The sequence below is a fragment of the Bradyrhizobium sp. AZCC 1719 genome (assembly GCF_036924525.1).
Taxonomy (GTDB): Bacteria; Pseudomonadota; Alphaproteobacteria; order Rhizobiales; family Xanthobacteraceae; genus Bradyrhizobium.
On the sequence record NZ_JAZHRU010000001.1, the window covers coordinates 2,182,287 to 2,196,377 of the forward strand.

Annotated in this window: 12 protein-coding genes; 10 read left to right on the top strand and 2 right to left on the bottom strand. The window is 64.1% G+C overall.

Annotation, left to right across the window (positions count from 1 at the left end):
* Positions 1-92 precede the first annotated feature (92 nt).
* From ugpB to V1292_RS10385, 10 genes are all read left to right on the top strand, one after another.
* A complete protein-coding gene (gene ugpB, locus V1292_RS10340) occupies positions 93-1,403 on the top strand; it encodes a sn-glycerol-3-phosphate ABC transporter substrate-binding protein UgpB (RefSeq protein ID WP_334372272.1) in 1,311 nt (436 codons plus the stop codon).
* A gap of 94 nt (positions 1,404-1,497) precedes the next feature.
* Complete coding sequence (locus tag V1292_RS10345) at positions 1,498-2,466, top strand: aminoglycoside phosphotransferase family protein (RefSeq protein ID WP_334372274.1); 969 nt, start codon at positions 1,498-1,500, stop codon at positions 2,464-2,466.
* A gap of 229 nt (positions 2,467-2,695) precedes the next feature.
* Positions 2,696-4,318 (top strand): ABC transporter substrate-binding protein, encoded by a 1,623-nt coding sequence (locus V1292_RS10350; RefSeq protein ID WP_334372276.1) that lies wholly within the window; start codon positions 2,696-2,698, stop codon positions 4,316-4,318.
* Between the two features lie 470 nt (positions 4,319-4,788).
* Positions 4,789-5,802 carry an ABC transporter permease gene (locus tag V1292_RS10355; RefSeq protein WP_334372278.1) on the top strand — a complete coding sequence of 338 codons (1,014 nt, stop codon included), beginning with the start codon at positions 4,789-4,791 and terminating at the stop codon, positions 5,800-5,802.
* Between the two features lie 9 nt (positions 5,803-5,811).
* Entirely contained in the window at positions 5,812-6,711 is a 900-nt protein-coding gene (locus tag V1292_RS10360) for an ABC transporter permease (RefSeq protein WP_334372280.1), read from the top strand.
* A gap of 241 nt (positions 6,712-6,952) precedes the next feature.
* Positions 6,953-8,668, top strand: coding sequence for an ABC transporter ATP-binding protein (locus V1292_RS10365; protein ID WP_334372281.1), 1,716 nt, complete (start codon positions 6,953-6,955; stop codon positions 8,666-8,668).
* Between the two features lie 19 nt (positions 8,669-8,687).
* A complete protein-coding gene (locus tag V1292_RS10370; protein WP_028351884.1) occupies positions 8,688-8,870 on the top strand; it encodes a DUF4089 domain-containing protein in 183 nt (60 codons plus the stop codon).
* Positions 8,871-8,877: 7 nt separating this feature from the next.
* Entirely contained in the window at positions 8,878-10,275 is a 1,398-nt protein-coding gene (locus V1292_RS10375; protein WP_334372283.1) for an AtzE family amidohydrolase, read from the top strand.
* 2 nt (positions 10,276-10,277) lie between these two features.
* On the top strand, positions 10,278-10,691 hold the full coding sequence (gene hpxZ, locus V1292_RS10380) for an oxalurate catabolism protein HpxZ (protein ID WP_334372285.1): 414 nt from the start codon (positions 10,278-10,280) through the stop codon (positions 10,689-10,691).
* Complete coding sequence (locus tag V1292_RS10385) at positions 10,688-11,392, top strand: GntR family transcriptional regulator (protein WP_334372287.1); 705 nt, start codon at positions 10,688-10,690, stop codon at positions 11,390-11,392. Before hpxZ ends, V1292_RS10385 begins: the two co-directional genes overlap by 4 nt.
* A 93-nt stretch (positions 11,393-11,485) precedes the next feature.
* Here V1292_RS10385 and atzF read toward each other — a convergent pair whose 3' ends face one another.
* Positions 11,486-13,294 (bottom strand): allophanate hydrolase, encoded by a 1,809-nt coding sequence (gene atzF / locus V1292_RS10390; protein ID WP_334372289.1) that lies wholly within the window; start codon positions 13,292-13,294, stop codon positions 11,486-11,488.
* A 224-nt stretch (positions 13,295-13,518) separates the two neighbouring features.
* A complete protein-coding gene (locus tag V1292_RS10395; RefSeq protein WP_442895512.1) occupies positions 13,519-14,052 on the bottom strand; it encodes a MarR family winged helix-turn-helix transcriptional regulator in 534 nt (177 codons plus the stop codon).
* Between the last annotated feature and the right edge of the window lie 39 nt (positions 14,053-14,091).

Below are 14,091 nucleotides of genomic sequence, written 5' to 3' on the forward strand. Positions count from 1 at the left end.
ATTGAAACCGCGGTCGCAGGGATTTATGAGGGCGCGGCGAACGGGTACATCGCTCGCGCGGCAGAGCAGGGTGATCACCGGTGAAATCGGCCTTGAGGTTCTTGCAATTCGCAGCGCTCGCCACCATGGCGCTTGCGTCCCCCGCCCACGCGGCCACCGAGATCATGTGGTGGCACGCGATGTCGGGGGAACTGGGCAAGCAGCTCGAAAAGCTGGCGGCCGATTTCAATGCGTCGCAGTCCGACTACCGGATCGTGCCGACCTACAAGGGCAACTACACCGCGACGGTGACGGCGGCGATCTTCGCATTCCGATCGCGAAGCCAGCCGGCCGTCGTTCAGGTCAACGAGATCGCCACCGCGACCATGATGGCGGCAAAGGGCGCGATCTATCCGGTGTTCGAATTGATGCGCGACCAGTCGGAGCCATTCTCGCCGGAGGCGTATCTGCCGGCCGTCACCGGCTACTATTCCGATGTTGCCGGCAACATGCTCTCGTTCCCGTTCAATGTCTCGACCCCGATCCTCTACTACAACAAGGATCTGTTCCGCGCCGCGGGCCTCGACCCCGAGGTGGCGCCGAAAACCTGGGGCGAGGTCGGCGCCGCGGCGAAGCGCCTGCGTGCGGCCGGCTCGCCCTGCGGGCTCACCACATCCTGGCCGTCCTGGGTCCATGTCGAGAATTTTTCCGCCTTCCACAATCTGCCGCTGGCAACCCGAGGCAACGGCTTTGGCGGTCTCGATGCAGAGCTGACCCTCAACAATCCGGACGTGGTTCGGCACATCGCGCAACTCGCGGAATGGCAGACGACGAAAGTTTTCGACTATAGCGGCCGCGGGGAATTGGCCGAGCCGCGCTTTCAAAAGGGCGAATGCGCCATCTTCATCGGCTCGTCCGGGACACGCGCCGACATCAAGGCCAATTCCAAATTCGAGGTCGGCTACGGCATGATCCCGTACCGGCCCGACATCGCCGGCGACCCGCAAAACTCGATCATCGGCGGTGCCACGCTATGGGTGCTGCGCGACCGGCCGCGCGCCGAATACGCCGGCGTTGCGCGGTTCTTCGCCTATCTCTCCAAGCCCGAGATCCAGGCTGCCTGGCACCAGAACACCGGCTATCTGCCGATCACCCGCGCCGCCTTCGACCTCACCCGCACGCAGGGGTTCTACGATCGCAATCCGGGTGCTGCGATCGGAATCGAGCAGATGACTTTGAAGCCGCCGACCGAGAATTCGAAGGGAATCCGGCTTGGGTCCTTTGTGCTGATCCGCGACGCCATCGAGGACGAGCTGGAGCAGGTCTTCAGCGGCAAGCGCACTGCGCAGGCGGCGCTCGACGCAGCCGTCGAGCGCGGCAACCGCCTTCTTCGCCAGTTCGAGCGGGCCAACCCGGATCGGTAATTTCACCACCGTCATTGCGAGCGAAGCGAAGCAATCCATCTATCCCCGCGCTGAGATATGGATTGCTTCGCTTCGCTCGCAATGACGGCAAACAATGCTCAGTGCCCGTATGATCGCATCACTACCGACACTCACAGACTACGAATCGTTCCGCGCCTGGCGCGCCGATCCGGCGCAATGGCTGCCGATCGCGCGCGATATCGCCCGCGGCCATGGCTTGGCGTGCGCGGCGCCGCATGTCTTTTCCACCGGCACCAATCTCGTCATTGCCCTCGATGAAAAACTTATCCTCAAAATCTTCCCGCCATTTCTTCGCGCCCAATTCGTCTCGGAGCGTGGCACGCTCGCGCAGCTTCGTGACCGGCTTCGTCTCGCGATCCCCGAAATCGTCGTCGAAGGTGAGCGTGACGGATGGCCGTATCTCGTCATCACGCGGCTGTCGGGTGTGTTGGGCGCGGACGCCTGGCCGTCCTTGCCAGAACAGGACAAGGAGCGCGTGCTTGCCGAGATTGGCGAGACCATCGCCGAGGTGCAGCGCGTCCCCATTGGACCGCTCGGGCAGATCGAGCCGGGCTGGGACGTCTTCATGCGCGGACAGATCGAAGGGTGCCGCGCCCGGCACGCTCGCCTCGGATTGCCGCAGAAATTTCTCGACGGCCTGGACGATTTGCTGCGCGATGCGGCCCCGCTGGTCACGCTGGAGGGGCCCGCGGTGATCCTGACCGGCGAATACATCCCGGAGAACTTCCTGCTGAGCCGCAGCGGTCCGGGTTGGCGGCTCGCGGGACTGATCGATTTCGGCGACGTGATGACGGGCAGGCGCGAGTATGACCTGCTTGGCCCCAGCGCCTTCATGACCGCAGGCATGCCGCGGCGGGTGCGAAGCCTGTTCGAGGGTTTTGGATATTCAGCCGCGGATATCACCCCCGAGTTGAAGCGGCGGCTGCTGGCGCTGATGCTGCTGCATCGGGCCAGCGATCCGGTCAGGCACATTTGTATTGAGGGTTGGCAGGAGAAGGTCGCTAACCTCGGTGAATTGCAGGATTTGCTCTGGCCAATCTGAGTGCCGCCCAGCAACGGAGCGCTCAGAAATATCTGCATATTTTATGAGCAAATATGCATCTTTGTATGCAATCCGTCAGCGCGCCGCGTTCCCCGATGCCGTTCGCTTCGGGTTCATTCTCCAGCAACATCAATGGATTGGCGTGAAAGCAAGCTTTCCTTAAGGGTTGGCACGAACCTTGCGATTCCAGTTCCAAAGCCGTTTTCCCTCGGGCGTTGGAGCATCACCCATGAAGCGTCGCGATTTCCTCAAATCCGTGTCGGGGCTGGCGGCCGCCGGCGCGCTCACCCCGGCGCCGGCGATCTGGTCCTCCGCCAAGGCGCAAGCGCGGTCGGAAACCTTGCTGATCGTCTCGGAAAGCGGCCCCAACAATCTCGACATTCACGGCGTCGGCACCAACGTGCCCGGCTATGAGGTGTCGTGGAATTGCTACGACCGCCTGATCAGCCACGAGATGAAGAGCGGTCCGGGCGGCGTGCCGTATTACGACCGCGACAAGTTCAAGCCCGAGCTCGCCGAGGACATGAAGGTCGGCGACATGTCGGTGACCTTCAAATTGAAGAAGAACGCGAAATTCCACGACGGCGCGCCGGTCACGGCGAAGGACGTCAAATGGTCGCTGGATCGCGCCGTCAGCGTCGGCGGCTTTCCGACCTTTCAGATGGGCGCGGGCTCGCTGACCAAGACCGAGCAGTTCGTCGTCGTCGACGACAACACGGTGCGGATCGATTTCGCCAAGAAGGACCGCCTCACCATCCCCGATCTCGCTGTTATCGTGCCGTGCGTCGTCAATTCGGAGCTGGTGAAGAAGAACGCCACCGAGAAGGATCCGTGGGGCCTCGAATACACCAAGCAGCAGACCGCGGGCTCCGGCGCCTACAAGGTGGTGAAGTGGACGGCCGGCACCGAAGTCATCATGGAGCGCAACGACGCGTGGGCCGGCGGTCCCCTGCCGAAGGTCAAGCGCGTGATCTGGCGCATGGTGCCGCAGGCCGGCAACCGCCGCGCGCTGCTGGAACGCGGCGACGCCGACATCTCCTATGATCTGCCGAACAAGGATTTCGTCGAGCTGAAGGACAGCGGCAAGCTCAACATCGTCTCGGTGCCGTATTCCAACGGCGTCCAGTATATCGGCATGAACGTGAAGATCGCGCCGTTCGACAACGTCAAGGTCCGCGAGGCCGTCGCCTGCGCGATTCCCTATCAGAAGATCATGGATGCGGTGCTGTTCGGCCTGGCCAAGCCGATGTTCGGCGCCGCAGCCGACAAGGCGACCGAGGTAGCCTGGCCGCAGCCGACCAAATACGTCACCGATATCGCAAAAGCCAAGGCCTTGCTGGCGGAAGCCGGCTATCCCAACGGCTTCGAGACCACGCTGTCCTTCGACTTGGGCTTTGCCGGCGTCAACGAGCCGCTCTGCATTCTGGTGCAGGAGAGCCTGGCGCAAATCGGCATCAAGACCACGATCAACAAGATCCCCGGCGCCAACTGGCGCACCGAACTGAACAAGAAGGTGCTGCCGCTCTACACCAACGTGTTCTCCGGCTGGCTCGACTATCCCGAATATTTCTTCATCTGGTGCTACGACGGCAAGAACTCGATCTTCAACACCATGAGCTACCAGTCGAAGCCGATGGACGAATTCATCCACGGCGCCGTCGACGCCGCCGCGATCGGCAACACCGCGAAGTACGATGCCGACGTCAAAGGCTTCGTCGATCTCGCCTTCAAGGACATCCCGCGCATCCCGCTGTATCAGCCCTACGTCAACGTCGCGATGCAGAAGAACGTGTCCGGCTATCAATACTGGTTCCACCGCAGGCTGGATTACCGCGCGCTGGTGAAGGCGTGATGCGCCATGATGCGTGCGGGCGAAATATTGGCTTGCTCCGCTCTCTCCCCGTTCAGTGAGGGACGCATTGCTCTCTCATTCCCTCCCCCCTTGCGGGGTCCGAGGCGAGCGAAGCTCGCTCTCGAGGGCAGGGAGAGGGGTAAGCCACACGCACCGCCGTTGCCGCCACCCCTCTCCCCAGCCCTCCCCCGCAAGGGGGGAGGGGGCGCAGCGGAGTCCGCTCTCAAATGGGTGCATCAAACTGCCTTCGCTTTTCTTCGGCTTGGTGAGGACGTCGCCGTTCTCTCCCCATCGAGTGAGGGACGCGCAACTCTCTCACTCCCTCCCCCCTTGCGGGGGAGGGGCGGGGAGAGGGGTAAGCCACACGCACCGCCGTTGCCGCCACCCCTCTCCCCAGCCCTCCCCCGCAAGGGGGGAGGGAGCCGAGTTGTGGATGCGGCGGCACTTTCTCTCATTATTGGGAGAGCAGCATGCTGACCATGATCGGCAAGCGGCTGATGTTTGCGATTCCCTCTCTCATCGGGGTCGTGATCGTCACGTTCCTGCTGACGCGCGCGCTGCCGGGCGACCCGGCCGCCTATTTCGCCGGGCCCGCGGCGAGCAAGGAAGCCATCGAGCAGATCCGCAAGAAACTCGGCTTCGACAAGCCGCTGATCGAGCAGTTCTTCCGCTACACCAACGATCTCGCGCATGGCGATTTCGGCAACTCGCTGACGACGGGCCAGCCGGTCGCGACCGAAATCCGCAACCGCCTGCCGGCGTCCGCCGAATTGACGCTGCTTGGTCTTATTGTTTCGATCGGAATCGCGATTCCACTGGGCGTGCTCGCCGCAACCCGCCCGGGCTCGTGGATCGACCATCTGTGCCGCGTCACTACGACGGCCGGCGTATCGCTGCCGGTGTTCTTCACCGGTCTCGTGCTGGTCTACGTGTTCTATTTCAGGCTCGGCTGGTCGCCCGCACCGCTCGGCCGGTTAGATGTGTTCTACAGTGCGCCGCCGACTGTGACCGGTCTCTATCTGATCGACGCCCTGATCGCGCGCGAGTTCGAGACGTTTCGTTCGGCGTTGAGCCAGCTCATCCTGCCGGCGGCGACGCTGGCGATCTTCTCGCTGGCGCCGATCGCGCGCATGACGCGGGCCTCGATGCTGGCGGTGCTGGCGTCCGACTTCGTCCGCACCGCGCGCGCCAGCGGGCTTTCGCCGTCGACCGTGATCGTGACCTACGCGTTCCGCAACGCGATGCTGCCGGTCATCACCACGCTCAGCATGGTGTTCTCATTCCTGCTCGGCGCCAACGTGCTGGTCGAGAAGGTGTTCGCCTGGCCCGGCATCGGCTCCTATGCGGTGGAAGCGCTGATCTCGTCGGACTTCGCGCCGGTGCAGGGTTTCGTGCTGACCATGGCGGTCATGTACGTGCTGCTCAATCTGGTCATCGACATTCTCTACGGCGTGATCGATCCGCGCGTGCGGCTTGAAGGGTGAGGTTGGAAGATGAGTAGCGTTGCGCCTGCCGTTGAACCTGCCGCTCCCACGCGTACCTCCGGCGTGGCTGCGATGTTCGAGCATGTCAGCTACGTGCTCGGCGAGAACCGCGTCACCGCCTTTGCTTTCGGTTTGCTCGTCATCATCCTGTTTGCCGCGATCTTCGGCCCCTACATCGTTCCCTACGATCCGCTCGCCAGCGATACCGCCGCGGCGCTGAAGCCGCCATCGGCGGCGCACTGGTTCGGCACCGACCAATTGGGCCGCGATATCTTCAGCCGCGTCATCGTCGCCACAAGGCTCGATACCTTCATCGCGGTCGCCTCGGTGGCGCTGGTGTTCCTGATGGGCGGACTGGCCGGCATCGCCGCCGGCTATTTCGGCGGCTGGACCGACCGCATCGTCGGGCGCATCGCCGACACCATCATGGCGTTTCCGCTGTTCGTGCTGGCAATGGGCATTGTGGCGGCGCTCGGCAATACCGTGCAGAACATCATCATCGCCACCGCGATCGTGAACTTTCCGCTCTATGCCCGCGTGGCGCGGGCCGAGGCCAATGTCCGCCGCAACGCCGGCTTCGTGCAGGCGGCGCGGCTGTCCGGCAATGGCGAGATGCGGATTCTCCTGGTCCACATCCTCCCCAACATCATGCCGATCATGATCGTGCAGATGTCGCTGACCATGGGCTACGCGATCCTCAACGCGGCCGGACTTTCCTTCATCGGGCTTGGCGTGCGGCCGCCGACGGCGGAATGGGGCATCATGGTCGCGGAAGGCGCCACCTTCATGGTGTCGGGCGAATGGTGGATTGCGCTGTTTCCGGGTCTTGCGCTGATGATCGCGGTGTTCTGCTTCAACCTGCTCGGCGACGGCCTGCGCGACATCGTCGATCCGCAGCGGAGGACGTGATGGCTGTCTCCACGCTCGCTGCTGCGCTCCCTCCCCCCTTGCGGGGGAGGGTTGGGGAGAGGGGTGGCCGCGGGAGAGATGGGAGTTTGTGGCTACCCCTCTCCCTGCCCCTCCCCCGCAAGGGGGGAGGGAATGAGAGAATTGTGCCCAACTTACCGAATCTCTCCCGAAAATTATCCAATGAATTCAACCTCGTTCTACTTTGCATGGGGTTGTTTTCGAGATTTTTGCGGAGGTCGTCATGACGGCCCAGCCTCTTCTCGACGTCAACGATCTCACCGTCGAATTCACCACGCGACGCGGCATCGTCAAGGCTGTGCAGCACGTCAACATCACCGTAGCCAAGGGCGAGACGCTCGGCATTGTCGGCGAATCCGGCTCCGGCAAGTCGGTGACATCCTATGCCGTGATGCGGATCCTCGACCGCGCCGGCAGGATCGCCGACGGCTCGGTGATGTTTTCCGGCATCGACGTCAAGGCCGCGAGCGAGAACGAGATGCGCGATTTGCGCGGTCGCGAAATCTCGATGATTTTCCAGAACCCGCGTGCGGCGCTGAATCCGATCCGGAAAGTCGGCGACCAGATCGAGGACGTGCTGCGCCAACACGTGCAGAGCGCGGCGAACGACCGCGGCGAGAAGGCGATCGAGGCGCTGGAACAGGTCAAGATCGCCCGTCCGCGCGAGCGCTATCATGCCTATCCGTTCGAGCTTTCGGGCGGCATGTGCCAGCGCGTCGTGATCGCGCTGGCGCTGGCCTGCAATCCGCAGCTCCTGATCGCGGACGAGCCGACGACGGGACTCGACGTCACCACGCAGAAGGCGGTGATGGATCTGATCGTCGAACTCACCAAGCGCCGGCATATGTCGACGATCCTGATCACGCACGATCTCGGGCTTGCCGCCGCCTACTGCGACCGCGTTGTCGTCATGGAGAAGGGTCGCGTGGTCGAGACCGCGAAGTCGGCGGATATTTTTGTAAAACCCGAGCATGCCTATACGAAGAAATTGATGCGCGCGACGCCGAGGCTCGGGGTGTCGCTGCGGGATCTGCTTCCGGAGGAGGAGACCTTAGCCTCTCCCCGACCATCCGCTGTCGTGGCCGGGCTTGCCCAGAGTGCGAAGCCTCTTCTCTTCGTCGAAAAACTCGTCAAGGAATACCCGCGCCAGGGCGCAAGCGCGGTGCTGTCAAAACTGTTCTCCCGCAAGCCGCCGGTGGAAGCAGAGGTCTTTCGCGCCGTTGACGGCATCAGCTTCACCGTCGGTCATGGCGAGAGCGTCGGCCTCGTCGGCGAATCCGGCTGTGGCAAATCGACCACGTCGATGATGGTGATGCGGCTATTGGACCAGACCTCGGGCCGCATCGTCTTCGACGGCGAGGAGATCGGCGCCATCCTGCCCCAGGCCTTTGCGCGGTTGCCGCTGCGCAAGAGCATCCAGATGGTGTTCCAGGATCCGACCGACAGCCTCAACCCGCGCTTCACGGCGGCACGCGCCATTGCCGATCCGCTTCTGCAGCTCGGCGATATCAGGGGACGCGATGCGTTGCGCGCCCGCTGCGAGGAACTCGCCGGCCTGGTCGGCCTTCCCGTCAATCTGCTCGATCGCTTTCCACATCAATTGTCCGGCGGCCAAAAGGCCCGCGTCGGCATCGCGCGCGCGATCGCGCTGCATCCCAAACTCGTGATCCTTGACGAGCCGACGGCGGCGCTCGACGTCTCCGTTCAAGCCGTCGTGCTCAATCTGCTGCAGGATCTGAAAGCGTCGATGGGCATGAGCTATTTGTTCGTGTCGCATGATCTGAATGTGGTGCGTCTGCTTTGCGATCGTGTCATCGTGATGCGGGCGGGACGAATCGTCGAGCAGGGTCCATCCGAACGCGTGCTCGGCGATCCGCAGGACGCCTATACAAAGGAATTGCTGACGGCGATCCCGCATCCGCCGTTGCCGGTTCACTAGAAACTAGAATGGAAGCGAAATGGCCGCCGATCCCCTGGACGATTACATCGATGCCGTCGCCAAGGCGCTGGCGCTGCCGGTCGAGGAAGCCTGGCGTCCTGCCGTGCGAGCGAACCTCGAAGTGTCGCTGAGGCTGGCGCGGTTGGTCGATGAATTCCCGCTGCCGGACGAGACCGAGCCGGCCAGCGTCTACACAGCGTGATAAGGCCATGACAGCAAACACTGACGGGCTATCGGCCCAACAAATCGCGCAGGCCGTCGCAGGCGGCAAGCTATCCGCCATCGACGCGACCGAAGCCGCACTGGCGCGAATCGCTAAGTATGATTCCGTGCTGAACTCGTTTACCGACATCACCGCCGATCGCGCACGCGCGAAAGCCCGCGCGGTCGATGCCGCCATCGCCGCCGGCCAGAACGCCGGACCGCTTGCCGGCGTGCCGTTCGCGGTGAAGAACCTGTTCGACGTGAAGGGCCTCGCCACCCGCGCCGGATCGAAGATCAACCGCGATCTCGCCCCGTCACCGCGCGACGCCACGCTGATCGAGCGCATGGAAGCGGCCGGCGCCGTGCTGGTCGGCGCGCTCAACATGGGCGAATATGCCTATGACTTTACCGGCGAGAACGTGCATGACGGCCCGTCGCGCAATCCGCACGATCCGACGCGGATGACCGGCGGCTCGTCGGGCGGCTCTGGCAGTGCGGTCGGCGGTGCGCTCGTTCCGATCGCGTTGGGGTCGGACACCAACGGATCGATCCGCGTGCCGTCGTCGTTCTGCGGCGTCTTCGGCGTGAAGCCGACCTATGGCCGGCTGTCGCGCGCGCGCTCGTTTCCCTTTGTCGCAAGCCTCGATCATCTGGGTCCCTTGGCGCGTAATGTCGGCGATCTCGCGCTGGCCTATGATGCGATGCAGGGCCCCGACGCTGACGACGCAGCCTGCACGATGCGGCCGGTTGAACCGGTTACGCCGCTATTGGCCCAGGGTATCGACGGCCTGCGGGTCGCGGTAGCCGGCGGGTATTTTCAGAAGAACGTCTTTCCGGAAGCGGTCGAGGCGGTGGCGCGCATCGCCAAGGCGCTGAACGCGACCAGGACGATCGAGATCCCCGAGGCCGCGCGCGCCCGCGCCGCGGCTTACGTCATCACCACGACCGAGGGTGCGTCGCTGCATCTTGATCGCCTGCGCCAGCGCCCAAACGATTTCGATCCCGCCGTGCGTGACCGCCTGATTGCGGGTGCGATGGTCCCGGCGCCGCTGGTCGACCGCGCGCAAAAATTCCGCCGCTGGTATCGGGCAAGGGTGCTGGAGCTGTTCAAGTCGGTGGACGTGATCATCGCACCGGCGACGCCCTGCATCGCGCCCAGGCTCGGCCAGGTAACCTTTGCGCTCGACGGCGTCGAACTGCCGGTGCGCGCCAATATCGGCATCCACACCCAGCCGATTTCGTTCATCGGCCTGCCCGTTGTCGCGGTGCCCGTTCCGCTGGAGCCGATGCCGATCGGCGTGCAGATCATCGCGGCGCCCTGGCGGGAAGACATCGCGCTGCGGGTTGCGCATGCGCTGGAGCGGATGGGTGCCGCCGCAGCGCCTGCGCCGAGAGGATTGTAAGCATGGAGATCGATCTTCCCGACGTGCTCACCGAAGTCACCGCGCAGTTCGAACGTTACGAAAAGGCGCTGGTGTCGAACGACGTGGCGGTGCTGGACGAATTGTTCCGTAACGATCCCCGCACGCTGCGCTATGGCATCGGCGAAAATCTCTACGGCTACGACGCCATCATGGCGTTCCGCGCCGCGCGCTCGCCGGTCGGGCTGATGCGGCGAACCGACAAGACCGTGATCACGACCTATGGCCGCGATACCGCCGTGGCCTCCACGCTGTTCTATCGCGACGGCGCACCCGGAAAGGTCGGGCGGCAGATGCAAACCTGGATACGGTTTCCCGAAGGTTGGAAGATCGTTGCGGCCCATGTCAGCATCATCGACGAGCCCAAATCTTCTGAGCAAATGGATCAAAAGGCATGAGTCTGGAAGATCTTCCGGAAGCCACGGTTCGCCGCGTCGATCGCCCTTCGTCGCAGCGGGACAAGGTCACGCGCGCCGAAGAACTGCGGCTGCAGCTCGCCGATGAGATCGTGCGCGGCGTGCTGCCGCCGGGATCGGCGCTCGACGAGAGCGATATCGCCCGGCGCTTTGCCGTGTCGCGCACGCCGGTGCGCGAGGCGCTGCGACAGCTCGTGGCAAGCGGCCTCGTGGAAGCCCGCGCACATCGCGGCGCCGTGGTGGCGCAGCCCTCACTGGACCGCCTGACCGAGATGTTCGAGGCGATGGCGGAGCTGGAAGCGCTGTGCGCGGGGCTCGCGGCCGAACGGATGCCGCCGGGGGATCGCCAGAAGCTGGAAGCGATCCACGAGGAATTGCGGGTGCTGAGCCATGCCGGCAATCCGGAACGCTTTCACGCGGTCAACGAGCGCTTTCACAACGCGATCTATGCCGGTTCGCAGAACAGCTACATCGCCGAGATGACGCTGGCGACACGGGTGCGCGTGCAGCCATTCCGCCGCGCCCAATTCCGCAATCTCGGGCGGCTGGCAAAATCGCACGCCGAGCACGACCGCGTGGTGGTCGCGATCATGCGCGGCGACAAGGCCGGCGCGGCGGCGGCGATGCGCGCGCATATCGAGCTGGTGCGCGGGGAGTATGAAATTTACGCGGTGTCGGTGTAGGCGCTCGTCATTGCGAGGAGCGAAGCGACGAAGCAATCCATCGTTCCGCATACGCGGAGGGGTGGATTGCTTCGCTTCGCTCGCAATGACGGCTCAAGCCGCCGCCTTCTCCGCCATGAACGCGCGCCAGCCGCCATAGGCTGAAATATCGCGCGCGCCGTTGATGGCTGCGGGCTCGACCAGAAATCCCTTCACGCCCCTTCCGTTGGCGAGCCGTATCGTGCCGATGCCGAGCGGCGGCGGGATCGCGGCGACGAATTTGCCGAAGGCTGTCGCCGACAGCGCCCATAGCTCCAGCTTGATCGAATGTCCCGCGCCTTGCTCCACGCGCAGCATGCCGGGTTTCGGCGGCACTGTGTCGAGCGCGTAGAGCTTGTAGTCCGGCGCGGTCGTGGTCGCCTCGATCAGGCGTCCACCGAGGGCCTGCAGCTCGCCGTTGAGCGCCATGCCGGAGAGATGCGCGCCGACCACTGCGAGGGTGATCTCGTCGCCATCCGCGGCTGCCGGCAACGGAGCGAGCGGTGGCGGCGTCAACCCCCTGGCTCCCACCTTCAATTTGGTATCGGCATGAAACACGCGGCCGATGCTGGCGAGCTGTGTGTCGCGTCCTGCGGGCGCCAATAGCGTGATGCCGAACGGGATGCCATCCGCGCGCATCGCTGCCGGCAGCGCGAGGCCGCAGAGGTCGAGCAGGTTGACGAAATTGGTGTAAGTGCCGAGCCGGCTGTTGAGCTCGATCGGATTGGCCAGCACCTGCGCGGTCGAATAGGCGGTCGGCGCCGTCGGCAGCACCATCGCGTCGAAATGGGTAAAGCTGCGCTCGGCTGTGCGCCGCAGCGCCTGCAGCCGATAGAGTGAGGCAAAGGTGTCGGCGGCGGTCAGCCGCGCGCCTGCGGCGGTGATTTCGCGGGTCACCGGATGAATCGAATCCGGCGAGGATGCCAGGAGGTCGCGGATGACAAGGTATCGCTCGGCGACCCACGGGCCTTCGTAAAGCAGCCGCGCGGCCTCATAAAAGGGTTCGAGGTCGAATTCGACCAGCGTGGCGCCAAGCTGCGTCCAGCGCTTGAGCGCCTCGCCATAGGCTTTCTCGGAAGCCGCGTCGCCGAAGAAGATCAATTGGCCATTGCGCGGCACGCCAAGCCGGAGTTTTTCGGGAAACGCGGACATCCGTCCTAACGGCCGATCGCGCGAATACGGATCGGCGCCATCGGCGCCCACCATCGCAGCCAGCGCGGTCATTGCGTCGTCGACCGTGAGCGAGAATACCGAAATGCAGTCCAGCGTGCGGCAGGCCGGGACGAGCCCGGCGTTGGAGATCATGCCGAGGCTCGGCTTCAGCCCTACGATGTTGTTAAGCATCGCCGGCACGCGGCCAGAACCCGCGGTGTCGGTGCCGAGCGCCAGCGGCACGAGGCCTGCGGAAACCGCGACTGCCGAGCCCGAACTCGACCCGCCTGGAACGAGATCGGCGCGGATCGGATTGACGGGAATCCCGTAGGGCGAGCGGACGCCGACCAGGCCGGTCGCGAACTGGTCGAGATTGGTCTTGCCGATAATGATGGCGCCGGCCGCCCGCAGTTTTGCGACCGCCGTCGAGTCCTGCACGGGCGAATAGGAAAAGGCCGGGCAGGCGGCCGTGGTCGCTAAGCCCAGCGCGTCGATATTGTCCTTCACTGCAACCGGGACGCCGAGCAGCGGAAGCAATGCCGCATCTTTCGAGGCCAGTGCTTCGGCCTCCGCCACCGCATCCTTCTCGTCGCGCAGGCTGATGAACACGGCGGGATCATTATGGGCGCGGATGCGCTGATAGCTGCGCGCGACGGTTTGCGCCGGGGTGATCGCGCCGGCGCGGTGCGCGGCGACGATGGCGGCAACGGTTTCGGGCGCGTCGGACCCCATGGCGGCAAAACTCCAGCGAGCAAAGGTTACCCGGACTAAAGGTTACCCGGACTGAAGCAAGCGATGTGCCATTGTGTACAATCGCTTAGTCGAGCCAACGCTCAAATATAGATTTGTAATTTCATGTGCTTACGAGGCGACTGCGCATGCCATGAGCGCAGGCCGTAGCCGGGCGACTGCCTAAAACTTAGGCGATTCAGCCCAAGGCGCGGCGCCGGCCGCGCTCAGGTGAAGTCCGAGAGTATCTGCAGCAGTTTCTCCCGGTTCTCCTTGCCGATCTTCTCGGCCACATGGCGCTCATGTTCGGCGGCAAGCCGCTTGAACTGCGCCAGCGCCGTCCGGCCGCGCGCGGTCAGGTGCAGCGCGTGGGAGCGCCGGTCGGCGGCGGATTTGACGCGGCTGACGAGATCGCGCTCTTCAAGACTGTCCAGGAGGTGCACCAGCCGGGCGCGCTCGATGCCGAGCCGTTTTGCAACAGCCATCTGGCTCAGGCCAGGATTGGCCCCGATCACCGTCATCACAGAATACTGCGTCGGCCGGATATCGACGGCGCCGAGCGTGCGAATGAAATCCTGAAAAATCCAGATCTGAAAGCGCCGCACCGCATAGCCGGCGTGGCCCGCCAGCGCGTCGAGACCGATTTCGCCGTTCATCAGATCGCTGTGCGCGTTGCCGTTTTCGCTTCGCGTGCGGCCGGGGCGCGGCCGAATACCAGCGCGTGACTTGGCAATTCTGGGTGCCTGACTGTTCCTCGCCATCGTTCCCTTCTAGCGCTTCGCGCGACCAAGGGGAAGATT

What these genes read in the sequence shown, in the direction of transcription:
- V1292_RS10345 (WP_334372274.1), top strand. Translation starts at nt 1,498, where the DNA reads ATGCTCAGTGCCCGTATGATCGCATCACTACCGACACTCACAGACTAC.
- V1292_RS10350 (WP_334372276.1), top strand. Translation starts at nt 2,696, where the DNA reads ATGAAGCGTCGCGATTTCCTCAAATCCGTGTCGGGGCTGGCGGCCGCC.
- V1292_RS10355 (WP_334372278.1), top strand. Translation starts at nt 4,789, where the DNA reads ATGCTGACCATGATCGGCAAGCGGCTGATGTTTGCGATTCCCTCTCTC.
- V1292_RS10360 (WP_334372280.1), top strand. Translation starts at nt 5,812, where the DNA reads ATGAGTAGCGTTGCGCCTGCCGTTGAACCTGCCGCTCCCACGCGTACC.
- V1292_RS10365 (WP_334372281.1), top strand. Translation starts at nt 6,953, where the DNA reads ATGACGGCCCAGCCTCTTCTCGACGTCAACGATCTCACCGTCGAATTC.
- V1292_RS10370 (WP_028351884.1), top strand. Translation starts at nt 8,688, where the DNA reads ATGGCCGCCGATCCCCTGGACGATTACATCGATGCCGTCGCCAAGGCG.
- V1292_RS10375 (WP_334372283.1), top strand. Translation starts at nt 8,878, where the DNA reads ATGACAGCAAACACTGACGGGCTATCGGCCCAACAAATCGCGCAGGCC.
- hpxZ (WP_334372285.1), top strand. Translation starts at nt 10,278, where the DNA reads ATGGAGATCGATCTTCCCGACGTGCTCACCGAAGTCACCGCGCAGTTC.
- V1292_RS10385 (WP_334372287.1), top strand. Translation starts at nt 10,688, where the DNA reads ATGAGTCTGGAAGATCTTCCGGAAGCCACGGTTCGCCGCGTCGATCGC.
- atzF (WP_334372289.1), bottom strand. Translation starts at nt 13,294, where the DNA reads ATGGGGTCCGACGCGCCCGAAACCGTTGCCGCCATCGTCGCCGCGCAC.
- V1292_RS10395 (WP_442895512.1), bottom strand. Translation starts at nt 14,052, where the DNA reads ATGGCGAGGAACAGTCAGGCACCCAGAATTGCCAAGTCACGCGCTGGT.